The sequence below is a fragment of the Variovorax sp. TBS-050B genome (assembly GCF_029893635.1).
In the GTDB taxonomy this organism is placed as follows: domain Bacteria; phylum Pseudomonadota; class Gammaproteobacteria; order Burkholderiales; family Burkholderiaceae_C; genus Variovorax.
This window is the reverse complement of the sequence record NZ_JARXYR010000002.1, coordinates 2,982,929-3,006,572: the sequence shown is the minus strand read 5'-3', so window position 1 is coordinate 3,006,572 and position 23,644 is coordinate 2,982,929. Positions and strand designations below refer to the sequence as shown.

Genomic DNA, 23,644 nt, shown 5'->3' with positions numbered 1-23,644 from the left:
GCGCGCGCCAGAAAGCAGCGCCTTCGCCGACGCAGCCATTTTTCTTTCGATCGGCTCGCCATCGAGGATCACGCCCCCTTCGACCCATGCTGCCCACGTCGAGGACTCCACGCACCCCTGCCCGCGCAAGACGCGGATGGCTGGCCGCGCGCGCCGCGAGCCTCGCGCTGGCTTGCCTGCTCGGCCACGCGCCAGGTGCCGCGGCCGCCGCGCCGCGCGAAGGCGCGGTGATCCGCAACGTGGCGCGGGCCACCTACGTTCCCCCCGGCAACACGCAGCAGCCCGAGACGGTCTACTCCAACCCCGTCGATGCCACGGTGCTGCCCGTGGAGGCGCTGTCGCTCACGCAGGACCAGGCGGTCTCGCGGCCGCCGAACAGCACCCTCGCGCTGAGCCATCTGCTCGTCAACACCGGCAACACCGTGTCGAGCTACAGCTTCACGCTGGCCAACGACGGCGCCGGCTGCGCGGCCGACACGATGGACCTGGGCGCGCTGCGCCTGGTGCGCGACGTCAACGGCAACGGCGTGGTCGACGGGGACGAAAGCGCGGTCGCCCTCGGTGCGCCCGGCGCGATCACGCTGCAGCCGCAGGAAGCGGCCGCGCTGCTGGTGCAGGGCACCGTCGGCAACGTCGCCACGGGATCGGCCTGCGTCGCACTGACGGCGACCACGGCCAGGCAGGGGGTGAGCGCCACCAACCGCGACACCGTGACGGTGAGCCGCACGGCGGCGCTGCGGCTGCGCAAATCCGCGAGCTTCCCGCCAGGACCGGCCTCGGGCCAGCGGCGGGTGGACTTCACCATCTCGGGGAGCAACATCGGCGCGCAGGACGCCCGCCCGAGCGACACCGTGGCGCCTTCGGCCACCCCGCTGCGCGTGAACGGCGCGCCGATGGCGCTGGTGCTCGTGCGCGATCCGATTCCCACGGGCACGCAATACATTTCCGGCACGCTGAGCACCACCACGCCCGACGCGATCCGACTCTTCCGGTTGCCGAACGATCCGCCCTTCAGCTACCGCACGGCCGAGGATGCGTCGGCCATCGAGGTGGCGATCGGGTTCACCCGGCCGGTGGCACGCAATGCCTCGGTGGCGATGAGCTTCGCGGTGCAGGAGCTCGCCGGCGCGCGCGCAGAGATCCGCAACACCGCGCACACCCACTACCACGACGGCGCGGTCGACGTCACCGAGCCGTCGAACACGGTGCTCGTGCCCGGCACGCGTGCGCTGATCGGCGTGTCGAAGTCGGCCTCGCTGCCGCGCGCCAACCGGAACGCCGACAACATTCCCGACGGCACGGCCAATTTCCGCTTCACGGTGTACATCCAGAACTACGGGCCGACCACGCTCTACGACGTCGGGGCCACCGACGTCATGGAGGGCGCGGGCGAGTTCGAGTTCGGTTCGTACACGCGCAACGCCGTGCCCGGGCCGTTCCAGTACACCATCCTGCCCGGCACGATCACGATCACGCGGCCACGGTCCTTGCCGGCGGGCGGCGTGGTGGCCGCCGTGAATCCCGCCTTCAACGGCACGGCCGCCGCGTCGCAACTGCTCGCCGAAGGTGCGGTTCTGCCGCCGGGCGAGCAGCTGGTGCTCGCGTTCGATGCGCGCATCAATTTCACCGAGCGCCCGCTGGCACTCGACAACACCGTCCGCGTCTCGGCCGCACAGGCGCCCGGCGGGCCGGTCGTCGCCAGCGACGTCTCGATCTACAGCAGCAACCCCGACCTCAACGGCGACGGCGACCCCACCAACGACACCGGGCCGACCCCCGTGTGGGCGCCGGTGCCGTACCTGCGGGCGGAAGAACGCGTGAGCTCGCGGCGCATCGCCGAAGGCGTCTACGACCTCGACTACACGATCTCGGTGACCAACTACGGCACCGTGCGGGCGCCGACGGTGCATGTGTTCAACAACCTGAACTGCACCTTCGAAATGGACCGGAGCGACGGCAGGATCGCGAGCTGGGAAATCACCACCCGGCCGACGGCCGTCAACGGACTCCTGACCGCGGCCGAAGACTTCACCGGCCGCTCGCCCTGCGACACCTCGGCCTATGAGGACAACGGCAATTCCTACCACCTCCAGGCCGAGCACCGGCTGAGCCTGGTCGACGGCACCCGGCCGCTGGCGTCCGGCGAGACCGAGACGCTCACGTTCACCGTGCGCGTCACCGTCAAGCCCGAATTCGTCGGCCAGCAGATCAGGCTCGTGAACAAGGTCTGGGCCGCCTCCTACGACGACAGCGTGTGGGAAGGCCGGCTGGAAGAGCCCGCGGCCGCCGACCACGCCACGGTGGAGTCGCTGCTGCTGGACCCGGAAGGCGTGGTCTACGACGCGCGCACGCGCCTGCCGGTGCCGGGCGCCACCGTGACCTTCCGGCGCCTGTCGTGCGAAAGCGGCCCGGTCACGCCGGTCCTCGCCGCCGAGCTCTACAGGGGCGACTCGGGCACCTACACCTACCATGCGGACGGCAGCGCCTCCATGGCGACCAACGCCGAGGGCCGCTATGAATTCATCCTGCTGTCGCCGCCCGCGGCGCCCGGGCTGTGCATCTATTCGCTCGAAGTCGCGCCGCCCGCAGGCAGCGGCTATCTGTCGCCCTCGCTGCTGATCCCGCCGCAGCCCTCCGTCTTCGAGCGCTGCGGGCCGGTCGTGCCGCACAGCGCGGCGCCGCAGGCGGACCAGCCCACCACCTACCACCTGCGCCTGGTCGTGGGCATCCGATCCGACGGGCAGGCCTGCGAGGTCACGCACAACCACATCCCGCTCGACCCGGCCGACCTGACCGGGCTGGTGCTGCGCAAGGACGGCAGCAAGCGGCAGGTGGAGTTCGGCGACTTTCTCGACTACGCGCTGACGCTCACCAACCGCACCGGTGTTCGCCTCGCCGGCGTGCGCTTCGACGACGCGCTGCCGCCGGGCTTCGCCTACGTGGCCGGCAGCGCGAGGCTGAACGGCGCGCCCGCGGCCGATCCGACGGGCGGTGCGGGGCCGGCGCTCGGCTTCGGTTTCCCGACGCTCGCGCTCGGACCCGGCGAGTCGGCCATGGTGCGCTACCGCGTGCGCATCGGCGTGGGTGCGCCCACGAACGGCAGCGCGGTCAACCGCGCGCGCGCCAGCGCCGGGCGCGCGCAGTCGAACCTCGCGCAGTGGACCGTGCGCGTGACCGGCGGCGTGTTCTCGGACGAGGCCTACGCCTTCGGCAAGGTCTACATGGACTGCAGGCGCGACGGCCGGCAGCAGGGCGTCGACGAGATCGGCGTGCCGGGCGTGCGCCTCTACATGGAAGACGGCACCCACGTGGTCACCGACGTCGAGGGCAAGTGGAGCCTCTACGGCCTCAAGCCCGTGACGCACGTGCTGCGCCTCGACCAGACCACCCTGCCGCGCGGCGCCCGGCTCGAAGTGCTCGACAACCGCAACGCCGGTACCCCCGAGAGCCGTTTCCTCGACCTGAAGAAGGGCGAGTTTCACAAGGCGAACTTCGTGATCGGCAACTGCGGCGACAAGGCCGTGCTCGCCGAGGTCGCCGCGCGGCGCACCGCCATGGCGGCGCGCCCCGACGCCGAAGCCGACGCGCAGGTCCGCCTGCGCCTGGACCCCCAGGGGAAAGTGGCGCCGCCCGGGGACCTGCGCAGCCTGCCTGCCGCCGGCCAGGCGCTCGCGAGCGGCAGCGCGGGCACGGTGCAGAACGCCGCCGCGCCGCTGATCGCGCTGCCCGCCCCACGCGCCGACACCAGCAGCTACGTGAACGGCGCCGCCGGTACGCTGGGCGGCACCATCGGCAACCGGTCTGACGCGCCGCTCGCCACCGCGGCGCCCGCGGGCAGCCTGTTCGCTGCGCCGAGGACGCCGGTCGCCGGGGCGGCCAGCGCACCGCCACCCCGCCCCGCGGCGCCTCCGGTCGAACTCGAAGCCCTGCTGCCGCAGCTCGAAAACAATGCGCTCGCCTTCATCGAACCGAAGGACGGCGAGACGGCGCCGGGCCGATCGATCAACGTGCGCGTCAAGGGCGACGCCGACGCGAGCTTCCGCCTCGCCGTCAACGGCACGGCAATCGACGGGCGCCGCGTGGGCAAGAAGACGCGGCTGGTCTCCCGGAAGATCGCCGCCTGGGAGTTCATCGGCGTGCCACTTCGGCCCGGCCGCAACCTGCTGCGGCTCGAGGCGGTCGACGCCTTCGGCAACGTGCGCGGCGAGGCGGTCGAGATCGCCGTCGTGGCGCCCGACCGGCTGGGCGCGATCGAGATCGGACTGCCCGCTGCCGCGCAGGCCGACCTGCGCACCCCCGTGCCCGTGACGGTGCGGCTGGTCGACGCCGCCGGCGTGCCCGTCACCGCGCGCACGCAGCTCACGCTGCAGTCCGACCGCGGCCGCTGGCTCAGCGAAGACCTGAACGCCACGGAGCCCGGCACCCAGGTCTTCATGGAGGGAGGCAGTGCGGAATTCCAGCTGCTGCCGCCTGGCGAGGCGGGCGATGCGCGCATCCGCATCGCGGCCGGGGACGTCGTCAACGAAGCGCGGCTCACCCTGCTGCCGGAACAGCGCCCGATGATCGGCCTGGGCATCGTCGAAGGCGTGCTCGACTTCACGCGGCGCGGCAAGGTGCCCATCGGCGCGGCGCCGGCCGGCGCGGCCTTCGAGTCGGAATTGCGCAGCCTGCAGGGCGACGGCAGCAGCGACGGCCGGCGTGCCGGCGGCCGCGCGGCCTTCTTCCTCAAGGGCACGGTCAAGGGCGAGTACCTGCTGACCGCCGCCTTCGACTCCGACAAGTCGCAGAAGGAACGGCTGTTCCGGGACATCCGCCCCGACGAGTTCTATCCGATCTACGGCGACTCCTCGGTCAAGGGCTTCGACGCCCAGAGCACGCAGAAGCTCTTCGTGCGCATCGACAAGAACCGCTCCTACCTGCTGTACGGCGACTTCTCCACCGCCAGCAGCAGCGAGGTGCGCAACCTCAGCCAGAGCAACCGTTCGCTGACCGGGCTCAAGCACGTGTACGAGAGTGACCGCGTGCGCGCGACCACCTATGCCTCGCGCACGGCGCAGACGCAGCAGACCGAGGAGTTCCGCGCGCTGGGCACCTCGGGGCCCTACTACCTGAGCGGGGCCACGGGCGAATTCGTCGAGAACAGCGAGCAGCTCGAGATCGTGGTGCGCGACCGCAACCAGCCCGGCATCGTGCTGCAGCGCACGGCGATGACCCGCTTCGTCGACTACACGCTCGAACCGCTCACGCGGCGCCTTCTGTTCACGCACGCCATCGCCTCGGCCGATGCGAACCTCAATCCGCAATCGATCCGCGTGACCTACGAGGTCGACGCCGGCGGACCGAAGTTCGCCGTGGCCGGCGTCGACGTGCAGGCGAAGGTCGGCGAGGCGCTGCAGCTCGGCGTGGTGGTCGGCACCGACGAGAACCCGCGCAACAAGCGCCAGCTCCGGGCGCTCACCGGGCTTGCGCGCCTGGGCGAGAACACCACCGTGGCGGCCGAGGTGGTCGCGACCGAATCGGACGAGAAGGGCAAGGGCAAGGGCGCACGCCTGGAGGCACGCTACCAGGACGACAAGCTCGCGGCCGTGGCGCTCGCGACGCGGACGGACGACGGCTTCGACAACCCCGGTGCGAGCTTTGCGGCGGGCCGCACCGAGGCCGCCGCCCGTGCCGAATACAAGCTCGACCCCGGCTTGAGCGTGCGTGCGGAAGCGCTCTACGGCAAGGATGCCGCGCAGGCCGACGAGCGCCGCGGCGCGAGCGTGAGCGCGCAGAAGAAGCTCGGCGAGACCAGCGCCGTCGAAGTGGGCGTGCGCCACGGCCGGGGCGGCAACTTGACCGGCTCGAACCCCGGCTTCGACTACGGCCAGATCTCCACCTACGACGGACGCTTGGGCAGCAGCATCGGCGCCAACAGCGTCACGGCGCTCGGCGCGGATGCCGCGGCGGGCAGCGTCGACCCCCGAAGCCAGACCACCGTGCGCGCGCGCTTCTCGACGCAGATGCCCGGCGTGCCGAATGCGCAGGTCTTCGTCGAAGGCGAGCAGGACGTGGCCGACGGCGATCGCCGGGTGCTGGCGATCGGCGGCAACTACGCCATCACCGACAAGACCCGCGCCTACGGGCGCTACGAGCTGATCTCCTCGCTGTACGGCCCGTATGCGCTCGACGACGGCAGGCGCAACAACGTGGGCATCGTCGGCCTCGAGAGCGCCTACATGGAGGGCGGCCGCGCCTACAACGAGTACCGCCTCAGCGATGGCGCGGACGGCCGCGGCGTGCAGGCCGCGATCGGCGTGCGCAACACCGTGAAGCTCACGGAACGGCTTCGCGTGACGGGCGGCGTCGAACACACCCGCGATCTCAGCGGCTACAGCAACAGCGTCAACACCGGCACCGGCTATGCCGGCGGGCTGGGCGAATCCACGGCCCTGACCAGCGGCATCGAGTACTTCACCGATCGCGTGAAGACCAGCGGCGTGCTCGAAGCGCGGCGCGGCGAGGATGCGAACACGCGCCTGTTCGCCGCGGGCTTTGCGTACAAGCTCAGCCCGTCGTGGAGCCTGCTCGCGCGCAGCATCGCGAGTTCGAGCGAAGGCCAGGGCCAGAACGCCGGCAACGAGCGCCACCTGCAGCGCCATCAGGTGGGCGTGGCCTACCGCCCGGTGGACGACGACACCTGGAACGCGCTAGCGCGCTATGAGCGCCGCTCCGAAAAGGTCGTGGGCGCCGGCAACGCGGCGGGTGCGCTGCAGGGCGGCAGCGTGTTCGGCGCGCACAACGGCGCCGACCTGCCCGGCAAGACCAGCGCCGACATCGTCTCGGCGCACCTGCACTACAACCCGCAGCCGGGGCGCGCGGTGATGGGGCGCTATGCGGGCAAGATCAGCCGCTTCGGCGACGGCACGTTGGCCAGCCGGTACTGGGCGCACCTGCTGCAGGGACGCTACACGCACGACATCGACCGCGACTGGGACATGTCCGTGCAGGCCGGCATGCTGTTCGGCAAGGGCGGCGGGCTGCAGAAGAGCTTCGGCATCGAGGTGGGCTATCAGCTCTACAGGAACACCTGGCTCTCCGTGGGCTACAACTTCGTCGGCCTGCACGACCGCGACCTGACGGCCAACGAATACACGAGCAAGGGCGCATTCATCCGCCTCCGCTTCAAGTTCGATGAAACGAACCTGGGCTTTGCGCCCACCGCGGAGGCGCCATGAGCACAGCGGCGACGACGCACCGCATCGGGCGCTTCGCAAAGAACGCCTGGCGCGGCATGGCCGCGGCATCGGCCGTGGCCGGCGCGCTGCTGCTGGCACTCTGCGCGCCCCAGACCGCACGGGCCGCCGTGACCGGCACCTGGACCATCGACGACAACACCGACACCGCCACCGCCACGGCGGGCGACTTCACCGTCACGCACGAAGGGCCGCTCGCCACCGGGCAGAACTATTCCAACACCGCCTTCGCCACCAGCTCGACTTGGTGGACCAATCCCTACAGCGGCACGGTCAGCGGCGGCCAGGGACTGACGGGACTGTTCAATCCCCTGACGACGACCACGGTCACCGTGTCCTTCAGCCAGCCCGTCAACAACCCCGTTCTGCACGTCAGCCGCATCGGCGTGGAGCAAGGCAACCGGATCAAGAGTGCGCGCTGGACCCTGAACAGTTCGGTCCAGCAGAGCGCGAGCGTGACGCTGACGAAGCTCAGCGACAACGGAAAGCTGGAGGTCACCGGAAGCTACTTCCAGCGCAGCGACGTCGACAGCACCATCAGCGGCGCCGTTCAAAATTGCACGGACGCCAGCGATTCGACGGGGATGGGCTGCGGCTCGATCCGCTTCAACGGCACCGGCATCACCCAACTGAGCTTCGCGGTGACCGGCGTGGGCAATCTGAACGCATCCAACGACGGCCTCGAACTGATCTGGAGCCTGCCCGACAAGCCGAGGCTGACGCTCAAGAAGCAGGTGATCAACGACAACGGCGGCACCGCCACGGCCGCGGACTTCACGCTCAGCGCGACCCGCGGCAGCACCACGATCAGCGGCAAGACGAACGACCCCGCGATCACCAACGCCTCCGTCCTCCCGGGCACGTACACGCTCGGCGAGACTGCGCTGGCCGGCTACACCGCCGGCACCTACGCCTGCGTGCTCAATGGCGGCGCCCCGGTCTCGGGCAACAGCATCAGCCTGGTCCATGGCGACACCGCGGTCTGCACCATCAAGAACGACGACAAGGCGCCGACCCTCGCGCTCAGCAAGGCCCTCGGCGGCACGCGCGTGCGCACGGGCGACAACTTCACCGTCGCCATCCGCACCGGCGGCGCCAGCGGCACGATTGTGAGTTCGACCGCGAAGGCCACCACCAGCGGCAGCGGCTCGACAGTGACCGCCGGGACCGGCACCACCGGCGACTTCAACGCGGTCGCCGGTACGACCTACACCTTGACGGAGACCGGAACCTCCGGCACCCAGCTCGCCGACTACGACGCGAAGCTCAGCTGCACCGATGCCAACGCCCTCACGCCGGCCGGCAGCCTGCCCACGAACGAAGCCTTCAACCCGGCCCAGGGCCGTGCGATCACCCCGGTGGTCGGTGCCAAGCTGCGCTGCACGATCACCAACACGCCATCCGCGCGGCGGGTGAACGGCCGGGTGTTCCTCGACAACGGCGCGGGCAGCGGGACTGCCAACGACGGCATCCCCAATGGCGGCGAAGGGCCGCTGGCGGGCGTGGGCATTCGGCTGACGAACTGCGGGTCCACCGTGCTCGCACGCACCGTCACCGATGCAGCCGGTCGCTACAGCCTCGCGGTGCCCACGGGCACGGCCACCGGTGCGGCGCTCTGCGTGGAGGAGACGAACCCCTTCGACCGCATCTCGACCGGCGCTTCGGTCAGCGGCACCGCGCTGCCCTCCGGCAGCGCCGTCAGCGCCGGCGGCAGCAGCTACACCTACACGCGCAGCGGCACGCCCGACCGCATCGCCTTCCAGTGGAACGGCACGGGCCACAACGCGCTCGACTTCGGCGACGTCGCCACCAGCCGCTTCGCGGCCAGCGGCATCAAGACCGGCGTGCCGGGCAACACCGTCACCTATCCCCACACCTTCACCGCGGGCACGGCCGGAACGGTGCGCTTCAGCATCGCCGGCGAGACGGCGACCCCTGCCGTCGGCGGATGGAGCGCGAGGATCCTTGCCGACCCGGGCTGCACGGGCACCCTGCAGGCCGGCGCGGCGCAGTTGTACCCGCCCGCGGGACCGGGCACGGCAGTCACCGCCAACGGCAACGTGTGCGTGATCGTGCAGCAGTTCATTCCCCTCGGCGCCCCCGAAGGCGCGACCAACAGGGTGACGGTCCGCGCCGACTTCGATCACGCCAACGCCAACCCCGCATTGGCCGTCAGCTTCACGCTCGACGACCTCACCACCGTGTCGTCCGTGGCCATGGCCCTGAAAAAAGAGGTCCGCAACCTGACGCAGGGCACCGCCTTCGCCATCACCAACCAGGCGCGCCCCGGCGAGACGCTCGAGTACCGCATCACCTACGCCAACAACGCCGAGACCCCCGTGCGCAGCATGACCATCAGCGACAGCACGCCGAGCTACACCACCTTCGTGAGCGCCACCGCCGGCACCACGCCGGCCACATTGAGCAACTGCATGAAGACCACGCCGGCGAATCCGCCACCCGCGGCCGCGGTGGCCTGCGCAACCGCACAGGCCGCGGGCATGACGGGCGCGATCGAATGGACCTTCACCGGCCCGCTCGCGCCCGGGGCGACGGGATCCGTGCTGTTTCAGGTGAAGGTGAATTGAGGCGCGGAAAAGAAAAAAGGGTTGCGGCATTTCTGGTGCAACCCGTTGCTTTGTTTGGCGGAGTGGACGGGACTCGAACCCGCGACGCCCGGCGTGACATGCCGGTCCGAGAAGCCAGCACTGGCGCGCCATAACAGGCCTCTTGATATCCCAAACCCTACTTGAAATGCAACTTTTTATGCCTAAGGGCAACGCTCCTATTCCAAAATTTCAGTCCGCGGGCCGATAGACGAGAGTGCCTCTTTCAACATTCGGACGCGCATAGGCTTTAACTATGAGGGACCAAGCCAGCGATCCAGTTCGACAACGCAAAGACATTCATCGTTTCCGCTGGTTTGTGAAGCCCCTTGCTGTGCAACGCCGGCCAATCTGTACGATGTGTCTACCAACGGGCCACCGGAATTTCCTTGCCTGATCGTGCTCCCCCCGATTTCGATTCGTTGGAGGCCGTGTCGAGGGTATTTTTGCAAAACTGAAACCGGCACATTATTTGCCATACGACCTCGGCTCCAATTTGGAAATCCAATTAAATGCGCCTTGGCGCCGTGCTCTAACGGCTCTAAACGGCCGTCAAAATGTCGTTCTGCCTTTGCATCCTGATCGATGGGCTCTAGGACTGCCAAATCTCGATGCGCATCTCGTTTTGTCACGCGCACATAAATATCCACCCGTGTGTGCGGATTTTTTAATACGATGCTCAGGTTCGTTAGAAGTGGGTCATAAACGTCAACTTTACCCGAGCCCGACTGCCCCTGAAGTACGTGATCACAAGTAACGAATCGCCGCCCTGTTCCATAAGCGAATGCAGTGCCTTGTGACAGGATTGGCTCAGAGTCCACGGTACCCGGCGCCACATAATCTGCACTCCATTCCAATACGAAGGTTGCGTAGTCAATATCTAAGATATTTTTTACTTGCAGCTCGATCGGGAGCGACGCAACCCGGAACGTCGGATCAATCGCTTTATGAGTGCGGCAAAGATGGTTGTACTTTTCAGCTAAACGCGTATAAAGAGGGTCATCATTTCCCCTAATCATGCGAACGAAAAGCAGACGCCCCCACAGGACATTTTGCAGAGAGGGGATGTTCCCGGTACGCGTTTGCCGAGCCCACACTTTCGCGGACCTTGCTTCGGCTACGTTTCCCGCTACACGGGCGTTCCAATTAGCTTCAGCTGCGATAAACCCATACTTCTCCCACGCGTGCAACGCACCTCTAATTTTATCTATAAATTTCCTGCTAACATTAGGAAATTGATTGACTATAACTCCAGTGACTTCCATTCGCCGATGACGCATGGAGATTCGAGTTTTTTCTTCGTTTATTCGGAATGAATTAGACTCAATTATCGATCTCAGCTCGCGGCCTATACTTACGCTGCCGCCATCAAACGTGACTATGTTTGCCGGAAGTCGATTAGAGTTTCTATGAGAGAAGCTAAAGGTTAAATCATCAGCATAACGCGTGTATGTGGCTCTATGGCGCTTCGAGAGCAGCGTCAACTGTGAGTCGAGCGATCTGCAGATCAAATTCGCCAGAAAGGGGGAAGTCGGAGCACCTTGTGGCAATCTGCCTTCATGCGTGCATAGATGCGCAAGCATGGATGCCACGTTAAAAGAAAACTTCATCGGAGGCGCCATCAATGCACCTCGCACTCGGTAAAAAGTTATCGAAGGGAAGAAATCTGACAAATCTAGGTTCAGGATATGGTACGGCTGTCGATCTAGGTGCTTTTTCGCATTCGTAAGAATGCTCCTACCCTCAACAAAGCCATGCACACAGGCCTTAGGTTTTGGCACTGCTTCCTCAAGAAAGGCTAGAGCTCGATATTGAAGCTCTTTCACCTTGCTGGACGGTTCTGCAATAATACGATTTGCGCCGTTAGCCTTCGCCAACACGAAGCTAGTGTAACGAGGACGAGGGTAGATAACCCGCTCTACTTTGGAGTAATCAATTCCTAAGATGTGCTTGGAGAAATAGGGAACATCCGACCGAACAAAAAGGTCGTGGAATTCTTTAATACCAAGTATTGCCATCAGGAAGGTGCCGCCTCGGAATCTTTCACCTTTACGACCTGCGATAATTTAGGTTACACGTTTAGATCGTCTAGCAGCGGGGTTACTATGCTGCAATGCCTGCGTTAACGCGGGCAAGATTAAGTATCTGCCGAGGCGGCAAACAAAGTGTAACCGTTCCTTGCTGAATGGCGTCGCAAGTTGCAAAAGATTGATGAGGGATTACCCAGGCCCAAATTATCCATCGACCCCCAATCCCCTGTGTTTCGTTCAGCTCTTCAAGTCTAGGGCTACACCCAAACAATGCGGAAGCCGCCGCCTACGCTTCGCCTGAGGACTAGAGGTCACAGAAACTCAATCAGGCGACGAGGCTCACGATTGCATGTCTTGAGCTTCTTCGCCGTTAGTGTCGGCGGGGACGCCAGGGTGGTTGTGCCAGTCGCAGGCCCCACAACTGAGGAAGTAATCGCCGTCTGGAGGGATATCGATGTCGAAGAATGTTCGGATGTTTCTCGAATGACACGATGGGCACTCTTCCGCCCCGCCCGTTCTCTGCCGCTCAAGGAGCTGAATAAACGTGCGCAACGTGACATCGCTGCCGTCTACCGCAATCTCAGTTGCTATCCTGTCCGCACTTCGAGAGTGTGTCAGCCAATTCACGAGTTGCCATGTTTCTTTCGCTTGGCTCTTAAGGTACTGGCGCAGTCGCTCGTTGCTTCCTCCGGCACATAGGACATTCAACAACACATCCGTCCAGGCTACAAAGTTGGCAACTTGCGGAACCTCGACTCCCTGAGGCAGGACGACCCTTCGATGCACCGCGGTAGTTAGTGAGATCAAGCCCTCGCGTAAAAGCATCCCGATTGCCTGCAGGTCCTCGACTTCGATCGCATGTCCGAATCGGTCGCGCGCCTGCTCGAAACGTCTTAGAACTTCATCGAACGGCGTCGGGTCGTTTCCATCCGGCGAAACCGAGCGACTGCGAACCCTCGCCATCAGGCCAACATGGAAGGAGAAGGTGTAGTCAAGACTCGCAAAGTGCTGCTGCGAGTAGAGGTTAGTAGGGTTCGTGATGACCCACCACCGGCCCTGGTCGGTAGTCACGTCCCAAATCTCGTAGGGCTCGCCCATCACGACCTCGCGCTTCACGCGCTCAACGTGATTGACAACCTCATCACGCGCCTGGCTGTGGACATAGTCAGCAATATCCTGCTCGGCGAACGCGTCGCGCTCAACCGAATAGCGTCCAAGGAGTTCGGCCGGGATCGGACGATCGGGCGGCACCACGCAGGCGTCGTCCGGCTTTATGAATGCGTTCGGTTTAACGACGTCGTCCGTCAAGTGGTCGCCTCGCTACGCCAATCGTTCGTCTTCTGCGTGAGAGCGGATTGCATCGATGAACTTTTTGTGGGGGCGCCCCGCGCCGCCGGGGACGCTTGGATGGCATTCTGCCCAAGTTCGCACGTAGTCGAGAAGCGGGTTTGCATGTCCACCACGGAAACGCATGTCTCCATCGCGCCTACCCCGCATCAACCATATTCCAAAGTCCATGGAATCAGATTCCAAAAAGACAAACGGGTTACGTGATTTCTCACGTAACCCGTTGCTTTGTTTGGCGGAGTGGACGGGACTCGAACCCGCGACCCCCGGCGTGACAGGCCGGTATTCTAACCAACTGAACTACCACTCCTGGTAGACAACGTTCGCTCCTTGCGGAACCGAGTGTTGACGACTCGTGCCGGCTTCACCGAAGTGAAACTGGCGACCCTACGGGGATTCGAACCCCGGTAGCCACCGTGAAAGGGTGGTGTCCTAGGCCTCTAGACGATAGGGTCAAAACCTTGGACGTGCTGCGATCAGCACTTCATACCTTCTCGACACTCTGGTGGAGGTAAGCGGGATCGAACCGCTGACCTCTTGCATGCCATGCAAGCGCTCTCCCAGCTGAGCTATACCCCCGTTTTGACTTCCCGGTGCTTCTTTTCAGAATCACCGCGTTGTCGGTGTCGAGCCTCAAATTATAGAACGATTTTTAGGCCACTTTCAAACGCTCGATCACTTTTTCTTTGGAAAAGATCGCGAGCACTGCATCGAGCGACGGCGTCTGTGGCGTTCCCATCACAAGAACGCGCACCGGCATCGCCAATGCGGGCATCTTGAGCGAGTGCGCGGCCAGGGTTTCCTTGATGACCGCGGCGATCGCCGCCTTGTCCCACGTGACGAGGGATGCGAGTTTATCCGCAAGCGTGGCGATCGCGGGCTTCACCGCATCGGTGACGTGCTGCGCACGCTCCGCTTCGTTCGCGGTCACGTCGGCATAGAAGGCCGCGGCCCAGTCGGCGAGCGCGACGGTGGTTTCGCAGCGGTCCTTGAACAGCGCGCAGATGGCAACGAGCCGGTCGTCGGCCTCGATGCCGCGCTTCTTGAGTTGCGCGGCGACGAGCGGCGCGAGCTCCGCATCGGGCTTCGCCTTGATGTACTGCGCATTGACCCAGGCGAGCTTGGCCGCATCCCACTGCGCCGGGCTCTTCGACAGATGCGAGCCGTCGAACCAGCCCACCATCTGCTCGCGCGTGAACAGCTCGTCGTCGCCGTGGCTCCAGCCGAGGCGCGCGAGGTAGTTGAGCATGGCCTCGGGCAGGTAGCCGTTGTCTTCATAGGCGGTGACGCTGACCGCGCCGCGGCGCTTCGAAAGCTTCTGGCCGTCGTCGCCGAGGATCACGGGCACATGGCCGAACTGCGGCAGCGGCGCGCCGAGCGCGCGGAAGATGTTGATCTGCCACGGCGTGTTGTTGATGTGCTCGTCGCCGCGGAACACGTGCGTGATGGCCATGTCCCAGTCGTCCACCACGACGGCGAAGTTGTAGGTGGGCACACCGTCGGGCCGCAGGATGATCAGGTCGTCGATCTCGCGGTTGTTGATCGTGATCTCGCCCTTGACGAGGTCGTTCCAGGTCACGTCGCCTTCGGGCGGGTTGCAGAAGCGCACCACCGGCGGCACGCCTTCGGGCACGGGCGGCAGCGTCTTGCCGGGCTCGGGGCGCCAGCGGCGGTCGTAGAGCGTCTTCTCGCCGCGCGCGCGCTGCGCCTCGCGCATCTCGTCGAGTTCGGCGGGCGTGCAGTAGCAGTAATAGGCCGTACCGGCCGCGAACATCTGGGTGATGACTTCGCGGTAGCGCTCGAGCCGCTGCATCTGGTAGATCGGGCCCTCGTCGTAGTCGAGGCCGAGCCAGTGCATCGAGGCCAGGATCTGGTCGGTCGAGTCCTGCGTGGAGCGGGCCACGTCGGTGTCCTCGATGCGCAGCACGAACTCGCCGCCGTGGTGGCGCGCATAGGCCCACGAGTAGAGCGCGGTGCGGGCCGTGCCCAGATGAAGAAAGCCGGTGGGAGACGGAGCGATGCGGGTGCGAACTTTGCCGGTCATGGATCGGTGATCAGGATTTCTGAAGGCCCAGGGTGCCGAGGCCGCGCTGCAGGTCGGCCGTGATGTCGTCGATGTGCTCGAGGCCCACGGCGACGCGGATCAGCCCCTGGCTGATGCCTGCCGCCTGCCGCTGCACCTCGGTGAGGCGCCCGTGCGAGGTCGTGCCGGGATGCGTGACGATGGTCTTGGTGTCGCCGAGGTTGGTGGCGATGCTCAGCACGCGCGTGCTGTTGATCACGTGGAAGGCGTTGGCGCGCGCGGTCTCGGGCGTGTCGCCGACCACGTCGAACGACACCACCGCCCCGCCCTGCCCCGACTGCTGCCGCATCGCGAGTTCGTGCTGCGCATGCGAGGCAAGGCCGGGATAGTAGACGCGCGCAACGCCGGGCTGCCGTTCGAGCCACTGCGCCACGGCGAGCGCGTTGGCGCACTGCGCCTTCATGCGGATGCCGAGCGTCTCCAGGCCCTTGAGCACGACCCAGGCGTTGAACGGCGACAGCGCCATGCCGGCGGTGCGGACCACCGGGCCGAACACGTCGACGATGAGCTTCGACGGCCCGCAGATCGCACCGGCCATCACGCGGCCCTGGCCGTCGAGGTACTTGGTGCCCGAATGGATGATCAGGTCGGCGCCGAGTTCGGCCGGGCGCTGCAGGATCGGCGTGCAGAAGCAGTTGTCGACCGCGAGCAGCGCGCCGGCGCCATGGGCCATGTCAGCGAGCGCGCGGATGTCGCAGACCTCGGTCAGCGGGTTGGTCGGCGTCTCGGCGAAGAACAGGCGGGTGTTGGGCTTGATCGCCGCGCGCCCATTCGGCCACGTCGGTCTGCGAGACGAAGCTGGTCTCGACGCCGAACTTGGCGAACTCCTTGCCGAACAGGTTGAGCGTGGAGCCGAATACCGAGCGCGAGCAGATCACATGATCGCCGGCCTTGAGCAGGCCCATGCACATCATGAGGATCGCGCCCATGCCGGTGGAGGCGCCGATCGCGGCCTCGGTGCCTTCGAGCGCGGCGAGGCGCTGCTCGAAGCTCGCCACCGTGGGGTTGGAAGTGCGCGAGTAGGTGAAGCCCGCTTCGGTGCCGGCGAAGCGGCGCGCCGAGGTCTCGGCGTCGGGCTGCACGAAGCCGCTGGTCAGAAACAGCGCTTCGGAATGCTCGCCATGCTGGCTCGGCGCCAGCCCGGTGCGCAGCGCGAGCGTGTCGCGGTGCAGCCCGGGCGGCAGGGTGCGTTCATCGGTCAATTCGCGCTCACTCGCTCAGGTTGGGCAGCGCGAGGCGCGAGGAGTCTTCCTCGGTTTCCTCGATGCGCGGACGGTTGCCGTTCATGCGCGTGATGGCCTCGGTGTCGATGTCGCCGGTCACGTACACGCCGTCGAAGCAGGAAGCGTCGAAGCCGTCGAGCTTGGGGTTGAGCGAACCGACGGCGCGCTTCATCGCATCGACGTCCTGGTAGATCAGCGCATCGCAGCCGATCAGTTCGCGCACCTCTTCCACGGTGCGGTCGTGTGCCACGAGCTCGTCCTTGGTCGGCATGTCGATGCCGTAGACGTTCGGGTAGCGCACCGGCGGCGCCGCGCTCGCGAGGTAGACCTTGCGTGCGCCCGCGTCGCGCGCCATCTGCACGATCTCGCGGCTGGTGGTGCCGCGCACGATGGAGTCGTCGACCAGCAGCACGTTGCGGCCCTTGAACTCGCTCGCGATCACGTTGAGCTTCTGGCGCACCGACTTCTTGCGCACGCCCTGCCCCGGCATGATGAAGGTGCGGCCGACGTAGCGGTTCTTCACGAAGCCTTCGCGGTAGGGAATGCCCAGCAGGTGCGCGAGCTGCGTGGCGCTCGGGCGGCTCGATTCGGGGATCGGAATGATCACGTCGATCTGGTTCGGCGGCACGGTGGACACCACGCGCTTGGCCAGCGTCTCGCCGAGGTTCAGGCGCGCCTGGTAGACCGAGATGCCGTCGAGCACCGAGTCGGGCCGCGCGAGATACACGAACTCGAAGATGCAGGGGTTGAGCGTGGCCGCCTCGGCGCACTGCATCGAATGCACATTGCCCTGCAGGTCGATGAACACCGCTTCGCCCGGCGCGATATTGCGCTCGAAGGTGTGGCCCGAGCCTTCGAGCGCCACCGATTCGCTCGCCACCATCACGGTGCCGTCGGCGCTGCGGCCCATGCACAGCGGGCGGATGCCGTGGGGATCGCGGAAGGCCAGCAGCCCGTGGCCGGCGATCAGCGAGACCACCGCATACGAACCGCGCAGCCGCTTGTACACGCTCCTGACCGCGGCGAACACCTCGGCCGGATTCAGCGGCACGCCGCGCGAGGCGCGCTCGAGCTCGTGCGCGAGCACGTTGAGCAGCACTTCGGAGTCGCTCTCGGTGTTGGTGTGGCGGTGGTCGGTGGAGAACAGCTCCGAGCGCAGCGCATGCGCATTGGTCAGGTTGCCGTTGTGCACCAGCACGATGCCGAAGGGCGCGTTCACGTAGAAGGGCTGCGCTTCTTCCTCGCTGTAGGCGTTGCCCGCCGTCGGATAGCGCACCTGGCCCAGGCCCACGTTGCCCGGCAGCGCGCGCATGTTGCGCGTGCGGAACACGTCGCGCACCATGCCTTTGGCCTTGTGCATGAAGAACTTGCGTTCCAGCAGGGTGACGATGCCGGCCGCGTCCTGGCCGCGATGCTGCAGCAGCAGCAAGGCGTCATAGAGCAGCTGGTTGACGGGTGCGTTGCTGACAACGCCGACGATTCCACACATGACCGATTCCTCTCAGGGCAGGTAGCTTGCCAACTTTTCAGGCAGCGCGGGTTTCAGGCCCTGCAATGCCGCATCGAGAACACTGGCACTGATCGATTCGCGCCACCAGGCACTGTCGCTCAACGCCAGCAAATGAACAACGACCGCCAGCACGAGCAGGGCTACCACGCCGCGCGCCGCTCCGAAGGCCCCACCCAACATCCGGTCCACCGGCCGGAGGCCGACAGCCGCGATCAACTTCCGCGTCAGCGCCGCCAGCAGGCCCACGCCGAACGCCACCGCCACGAACACCAGCACGAAGGCCAGCGGATAGCGCCAGGTCGCCTGCGGGTCGCCGAACGGCAGCCATGCCGCCACGTCCGACGCGAGCCACTGGGCCGCGATGAAGGCCGCGACCCAGCCGGCCAGCGAAATCACCTCGAACACCAGCCCGCGCACCAGGCCGAACAGCATCGACACGAAGACGAGCGTGACGGCGATCCAGTCGAGCAGGGCCACGGCGGCAGCAGGCGACGGCCACTACAACGTGAGGACCGCAGCCGGCAAAGACAAGCCCTTGACGCGTTCCGCCGCACGATCGGCCTCCGCGCGCGAGGCGAACGGGCCGACGCGCACGCGCGTGCGCTCGCCGGACGAGGTCTTGGCCACGTGCACGTAGGTCTTCAGGCCCGCCTTCTCGAGTTTCTGCCGCACTTCGCGGGCCTTGTCGGCCTCCGCGAACGCGCCGACCTGCACCACGAAGCGGCCCGCTTCCTCGGAAGCCGCCGGCTTGGCGGCCGCGGCCGCCGGCGGCTTGCCTTCGAGCAGCGCGCGTGCGCGGCTGCCGTCGTCGGTCGACGCCGGCTTGGCGGGCTTCGGTTCCGGCTTGGGCTCGGGTTTGGGTTCGGGTTTCGGCTCGGGCTTGGGTTCCGGCTTGGGCTCGGGCTTCGGTTTCGGTTCGGGCTTCGGCTCGGGTTTGGGCTCGGGCTTCGGTTCCGGTTTGGCCGCGGGCGCGGTCGCCGCGGGCGAGGTGCTGGCCGCCGGCTTGGCGGGATCGATCTCGGTGCCGTCGGCGGTCTCGGTGATCATGCCGCCGACCGACGACGCCACTCGCGAACCGCCGTCGCCCGCGCTCTGGTTGCCGGTCGCGGGCGCCGGCGTGGCCGGCACCGGTAGCGGCTTGACCTTGTTGCGGTCGGGAATCTCGATCGGGATGTCGACCGCCACGGGCCGCGGCTGGGTGTCGAACAGCAGCGGAAAGCCGATCACGCCCAGCAGCACCAGGACCGCCGCGCCCACCAGCCGGTGCCGCGCGCGGCGACGCAGGGTTTCGACACTTTCCGCCGGCACCGCAGCCGGTGCGCCGCGTCCTTCGTTGCCTTGAGGGCCGCGCGTGCGGAACTTGAAAAACGCCATGAAGTTCGATCCCTGAGGAGTGCAGCGAGGTAAGGCAGATGGTGCGACGGCTCGACGTTTCAGCCGCCCGGCGGCAGGTGTCTGGCTTGCAGCCGCGGGGTGCCGTTTTCGAGCACGCCACCCACGGTGAAGAACGATCCGAAGACCACGATTCTATCAGCGGGGTCCGCACGCTCGACCGCGGCGCGCAGCGCCTCCATGGGCCCCGCATGCACGCTGCCGGAGGCGTCCGCGCGGGTGTTCTGCGCCTGCCAGCGCGCGAGCAGATCGCCGGCCTTGGCGGCGCGCGGGGTGGGCAGGTCGGTGAAGTACCAGCGGTCGATCAGCGGCCCGATGCGCGCGAGGATCGGCGCGAGGTCCTTGTCGGCCATCACGCCGAACACGGCGTGCGTGGTGGGGTAGAAGCCCATCGCGTCGAGGTTCTCGGCCAGCGCCGCGACCGCGTGCGCGTTGTGCGCCACGTCGAGCACCAGCGCCGGCTCACCCGGCACGATCTGGAAGCGCCCCGGCAGCTCGACCATCGCGAGCCCGTTGCGCACGGCCTGGGCGGTGATCGGCAACTGCGGCCGCAGTGCCTCGAGGGCCGCGAGCACGCCCGCGGCGTTCAGCAGCTGGTTCGCGCCGCGCAGCGCCGGATAGGCCAGCCCGCTGTAGCGACGCCCGCGGCCCGACCAGCCCCACTGCTGCTTGTCGCCCGACACGTTGAAGTCGTGGCCGAAGCGCCAGAGGTCGGCGCCGATGGCGCCCGCATGGTCGATCACGCTCTGCGGCGGCATCGGGTCGCTCACGATCGCGGGCTTGCCGGCGCGCATGATGCCGGCCTTCTCGAAACCGATGCTTTCGCGGTCGGGGCCGAGGTAGTCCATGTGGTCGAGGTCGATGCTCGTGATGACGGCGCAGTCGGTGTCGATGATGTTGACCGCGTCGAGCCGGCCGCCGAGCCCCACTTCGAGGATCGCCACGTCGGGCTTCTCCTCGATCATGCAGCGCAGGATGCCGAGCGTGGTGAACTCGAAGTACGTCAGCGCCAGGTCGCCGCGCGCGGCCTCGACGGCCTCGAAGTTTGCTATCAGTTTGGAAGCGTCGACAGCCTCGCCCGCGAGCCGCAGCCGCTCCTCGAAGCGCACCAGGTGCGGCGAGGTGAAGACCGCCGTGCGGTAGCCCGCATGGGTGAGGATCGATTCGAGCATGGCGCAGGTCGAGCCCTTGCCGTTGGTGCCGGCCACGGTGATGACCGGGCAGTCGAAGCGCAGGCCCATGCGCCCGGCCATTTCCCTGGCGCGGTCGAGGCCGAGCTCGATGTTCTTCGGATGGAGTTGCTCGGCGCGCGCGAGCCAGTCGTCAAGGGTTTGCATGGAGGCCGGCATTGTCGCCGACCGGGCGCAGCGGGCATCATCGCGGTCATGACAACCCTTTACGGCATTCCCAACTGCGACACCGTCAAGCGCGCCCGCGCCTGGCTCGACGAACACGGCGTCGCCTACACCTTCCACGATTTCAAGAAGCAGGGCGTGCCCGAGGATCAACTCGACCGGTGGCTGACGGCGCCCGGCTGGGAGGCCCTGGTCAACCGCCGCGGCACCACCTGGCGCGGGCTCGACGAGGCCACGCGCAACGCGGTGGTCGATGCGGCCTCGGCACGCGCGGTGCTGCTCGCCAACCCGAGCCTGATCAAGCGGCCGGTGGTCAACTGGGGCCCGAAAAAGGGCGTTACCACGGGATTCGACGCCGAAGCCTGGGCTGTCAACGCCGTGTAAACCCCGGAACCGTCGCCGTCCGCCGGCCTCCAAATTCGATCCGCAGGAGAGAACACCATGCACAGACACCTCATTCGAAGCTTCGCGGGCCTGTCGGCCGCCGGCCTGCTCGCCGCGGGCGCCGGCATCGCGCAGGCACAGCAGCAGCAAGTGGTCCAGGCCCGGGTGATCTCGGCCACGCCGATCCGCGAAACCACCGGCAGCGACGTCAGCTACAACGTCACCTACGAATACAACGGCCGCCAGTACACCACCCGCATGAACAGCCGGCCCGGCGCGACGATCCCGATCCAGGCCAATGCCTACGGCGTGACCACCTCGCCCGTGGCACCGCAGCCGCAGTTGCAGGCCTATCCGGTGGAGGCCGGCAGCGCCCAGCCCTATGCGCAGAACCAGCCTTACCCGCAGCAGTACCAGCAACCCGAGGACGGGCGCTGGGACGACGTCGTGCCCGAGCCCGGCGTGGTGGTGTCGAACGCGCCCGCGCCGGCACCGGTGTACGTGCGGCCGGCGCCGGTCTATGCCGCGCCGGTCTACGTGCAGCCCGCCTACCCCTATCCCTACGCGCAGCCCTACGTCTATCCGCCGGTCGGCATCTCGCTGAACCTCGGCTATTCGCGCGGCTGGGGCGGCTACCGCGGCGGCTGGCATCACCGGCACTGGCGCTGAGGCCGCCGGGGGCGGGCACCGGGCAAGCCCTAAAATCGGGGACTTTCCAACCCCTCGGGCTGCGCCGCGCGCCGGCGCCTTCCAATGACGACGACTACCGACACCCTCAACAGCGCCGCAGTGGCCACCAAGGCCAATGTGTATTTCGACGGCAAATGCGTGAGCCACAGCCTCACGCTCGCGGACGGCACCAAGAAATCGGTCGGCGTGATCCTGCCGTCCACCCTCACCTTCAACACCGGCGCGCCCGAGATCATGGAAGGCACGGCCGGCAGCTGCGAATACCAGCTCGCGGGAAGCACCGAATGGGTCCGCTCCGGCGCCGGCGAGAAGTTCAGCGTTCCGGGCAACTCGAGCTTCCAGATCCGCGTCAGCGGCGAGCCCTACAGCTACATCTGCCACTTCGGCTGAACCGAGACGGACACGCACCCCATGTCGACCATTCTTCAGAACGTTCCCGCCGGCCAGAAGGTCGGCATCGCCTTCTCGGGCGGCCTCGATACCAGCGCGGCGCTGCACTGGATGCGCAACAAGGGCGCGATCCCCTACGCCTACACCGCCAACCTCGGCCAGCCCGATGAGCCCGACTACGACGAGATCCCGCGCAAGGCGATGCTCTACGGCGCCGAGAACGCGCGCCTGATCGACTGCCGCGCCCAGCTCGCGAACGAAGGCATCGCCGCGCTGCAGGCCGGCGCGTTCCACGTCACGACCGCGGGCGTGACCTACTTCAACACCACGCCGCTGGGCCGCGCCGTCACGGGCACGATGCTGGTGTCGGCCATGAAGGAAGACGACGTCCACATCTGGGGCGACGGCAGCACCTACAAGGGCAACGACATCGAGCGCTTCTACCGCTACGGCCTGCTGACCAACCCGAGCCTCAAGATCTACAAGCCCTGGCTCGACCAGGTCTTCATCGACGAGCTCGGCGGCCGCGCCGAAATGTCCGCCTTCATGCAGAAGGCCGGCTTCGCCTACAAGATGTCGGCCGAGAAGGCCTACTCCACCGACTCGAACATGCTCGGTGCCACGCACGAGGCCAAGGACCTCGAGCACCTGAACAGCGGCATCCAGATCGTGCAGCCCATCATGGGCGTGGCGTTCTGGAAGGACGAGGTCGAGGTCAAGCGCGAGACCGTCTCGGTGCGCTTCGAGCAGGGGGTGCCGGTCGCGCTCAACGGCGTGAGCTACCCGAACCTGGTCGAGCTGATCCTCGAGGCCAACCGCATCGGCGGCCGCCACGGCCTGGGCATGAGCGACCAGATCGAGAACCGCATCATCGAGGCCAAGAGCCGCGGCATCTACGAGGCGCCCGGCCTCGCGCTGCTGTTCATCGCCTACGAGCGCCTGGTCACGGGCATCCACAATGAAGACACGATCGAGCAGTACCGCGACCACGGCCGCAAGCTCGGCCGCCTGCTCTACCAGGGCCGCTGGTTCGACCCGCAGGCGATCATGCTGCGCGAGACGGCCCAGCGCTGGGTGGCGCGCGCGATCACCGGCGAAGTGACCGTCGAGCTGCGCCGCGGCAACGACTATTCGATCCTCAACACCGAGTCGCCCAACCTCACCTACAAGCCCGAGCGCCTGAGCATGGAAAAGGTCGAGGGCGCCTTCACGCCGCTGGACCGCATCGGCCAGCTGACCATGCGCAACCTCGACATCGTCGACACGCGCGAGAAGCTCGCGATCTACACGCAGACCGGGCTGCTGTCGTCCGGCCAGGGCGCCTCGTTGCCCAAGCTCGCGAACGACGAAGACGCCAAGTGACGGCGGCCGCCGCGCGGCGATGAAGAAAACGGGCCCG

General features: G+C 66.7%; 13 protein-coding genes, 3 tRNA genes and 1 pseudogene. 6 read left to right on the top strand and 11 right to left on the bottom strand.

Annotated features, from left to right (window positions below; genetic code table 11):
• Positions 1-86: 86 nt before the first annotated feature.
• Both M2165_RS16970 and M2165_RS16965 read left to right on the top strand, forming a co-directional pair.
• Positions 87-7,217 (top strand): DUF11 domain-containing protein, encoded by a 7,131-nt coding sequence (locus M2165_RS16970; protein WP_280815760.1) that lies wholly within the window; start codon positions 87-89, stop codon positions 7,215-7,217.
• Positions 7,214-9,823 carry a hypothetical protein gene (locus M2165_RS16965; protein WP_280815759.1) on the top strand — a complete coding sequence of 870 codons (2,610 nt, stop codon included), beginning with the start codon at positions 7,214-7,216 and terminating at the stop codon, positions 9,821-9,823. Before M2165_RS16970 ends, M2165_RS16965 begins: the two co-directional genes overlap by 4 nt.
• Positions 9,824-10,095: 272 nt before the next feature.
• Here M2165_RS16965 and M2165_RS16960 read toward each other — a convergent pair whose 3' ends face one another.
• From M2165_RS16960 to folC, 11 genes and pseudogenes are all read right to left on the bottom strand, one after another.
• Positions 10,096-11,859: a reverse transcriptase domain-containing protein gene (locus tag M2165_RS16960; RefSeq protein ID WP_280815758.1), complete on the bottom strand. Its 1,764-nt coding sequence runs from the start codon at positions 11,857-11,859 to the stop codon at positions 10,096-10,098.
• A gap of 351 nt (positions 11,860-12,210) precedes the next feature.
• Positions 12,211-13,179: a hypothetical protein gene (locus tag M2165_RS16955; protein WP_280815757.1), complete on the bottom strand. Its 969-nt coding sequence runs from the start codon at positions 13,177-13,179 to the stop codon at positions 12,211-12,213.
• Between the two features lie 272 nt (positions 13,180-13,451).
• Positions 13,452-13,528 (bottom strand) — tRNA-Asp (locus M2165_RS16950).
• A 69-nt stretch (positions 13,529-13,597) separates the two neighbouring features.
• Positions 13,598-13,673 (bottom strand) — tRNA-Glu (locus tag M2165_RS16945).
• Positions 13,674-13,721: 48 nt separating this feature from the next.
• Positions 13,722-13,797: transfer RNA gene (locus M2165_RS16940), tRNA-Ala, on the bottom strand.
• A 73-nt stretch (positions 13,798-13,870) separates the two neighbouring features.
• A complete protein-coding gene (gene gltX / locus M2165_RS16935) occupies positions 13,871-15,262 on the bottom strand; it encodes a glutamate--tRNA ligase (protein ID WP_280815756.1) in 1,392 nt (463 codons plus the stop codon).
• A gap of 10 nt (positions 15,263-15,272) precedes the next feature.
• Positions 15,273-16,503, bottom strand: a pseudogene (locus M2165_RS16930) (O-succinylhomoserine sulfhydrylase).
• Between the two features lie 7 nt (positions 16,504-16,510).
• Complete coding sequence (purF, locus tag M2165_RS16925; RefSeq protein ID WP_280815755.1) at positions 16,511-18,013, bottom strand: amidophosphoribosyltransferase; 1,503 nt, start codon at positions 18,011-18,013, stop codon at positions 16,511-16,513.
• Positions 18,014-18,025: 12 nt separating this feature from the next.
• Positions 18,026-18,511 (bottom strand): CvpA family protein, encoded by a 486-nt coding sequence (locus tag M2165_RS16920; RefSeq protein ID WP_280815754.1) that lies wholly within the window; start codon positions 18,509-18,511, stop codon positions 18,026-18,028.
• A 21-nt stretch (positions 18,512-18,532) separates the two neighbouring features.
• Entirely contained in the window at positions 18,533-19,408 is an 876-nt protein-coding gene (locus M2165_RS16915) for an SPOR domain-containing protein (RefSeq protein ID WP_280815753.1), read from the bottom strand.
• 59 nt (positions 19,409-19,467) lie between these two features.
• Positions 19,468-20,775, bottom strand: a complete 1,308-nt coding sequence (gene folC / locus M2165_RS16910; RefSeq protein ID WP_280815752.1) for a bifunctional tetrahydrofolate synthase/dihydrofolate synthase — start codon at positions 20,773-20,775, stop codon at positions 19,468-19,470.
• A gap of 36 nt (positions 20,776-20,811) precedes the next feature.
• Here folC and M2165_RS16905 point away from each other — a divergent pair, with 36 nt between their 5' ends.
• The 4 genes from M2165_RS16905 (at position 20,812) to argG (ending at position 23,607) form a co-directional block, all read left to right on the top strand.
• Positions 20,812-21,165, top strand: a complete 354-nt coding sequence (locus M2165_RS16905) for an ArsC family reductase (protein ID WP_280815751.1) — start codon at positions 20,812-20,814, stop codon at positions 21,163-21,165.
• 57 nt (positions 21,166-21,222) lie between these two features.
• Entirely contained in the window at positions 21,223-21,834 is a 612-nt protein-coding gene (locus tag M2165_RS16900; protein ID WP_280815750.1) for a hypothetical protein, read from the top strand.
• An 84-nt stretch (positions 21,835-21,918) separates the two neighbouring features.
• Positions 21,919-22,245 (top strand): pyrimidine/purine nucleoside phosphorylase, encoded by a 327-nt coding sequence (locus M2165_RS16895; RefSeq protein ID WP_280815749.1) that lies wholly within the window; start codon positions 21,919-21,921, stop codon positions 22,243-22,245.
• Positions 22,246-22,266: 21 nt separating this feature from the next.
• Positions 22,267-23,607, top strand: a complete 1,341-nt coding sequence (gene argG, locus M2165_RS16890; RefSeq protein WP_280815748.1) for an argininosuccinate synthase — start codon at positions 22,267-22,269, stop codon at positions 23,605-23,607.
• The last annotated feature ends 37 nt before the right edge of the window (positions 23,608-23,644 follow it).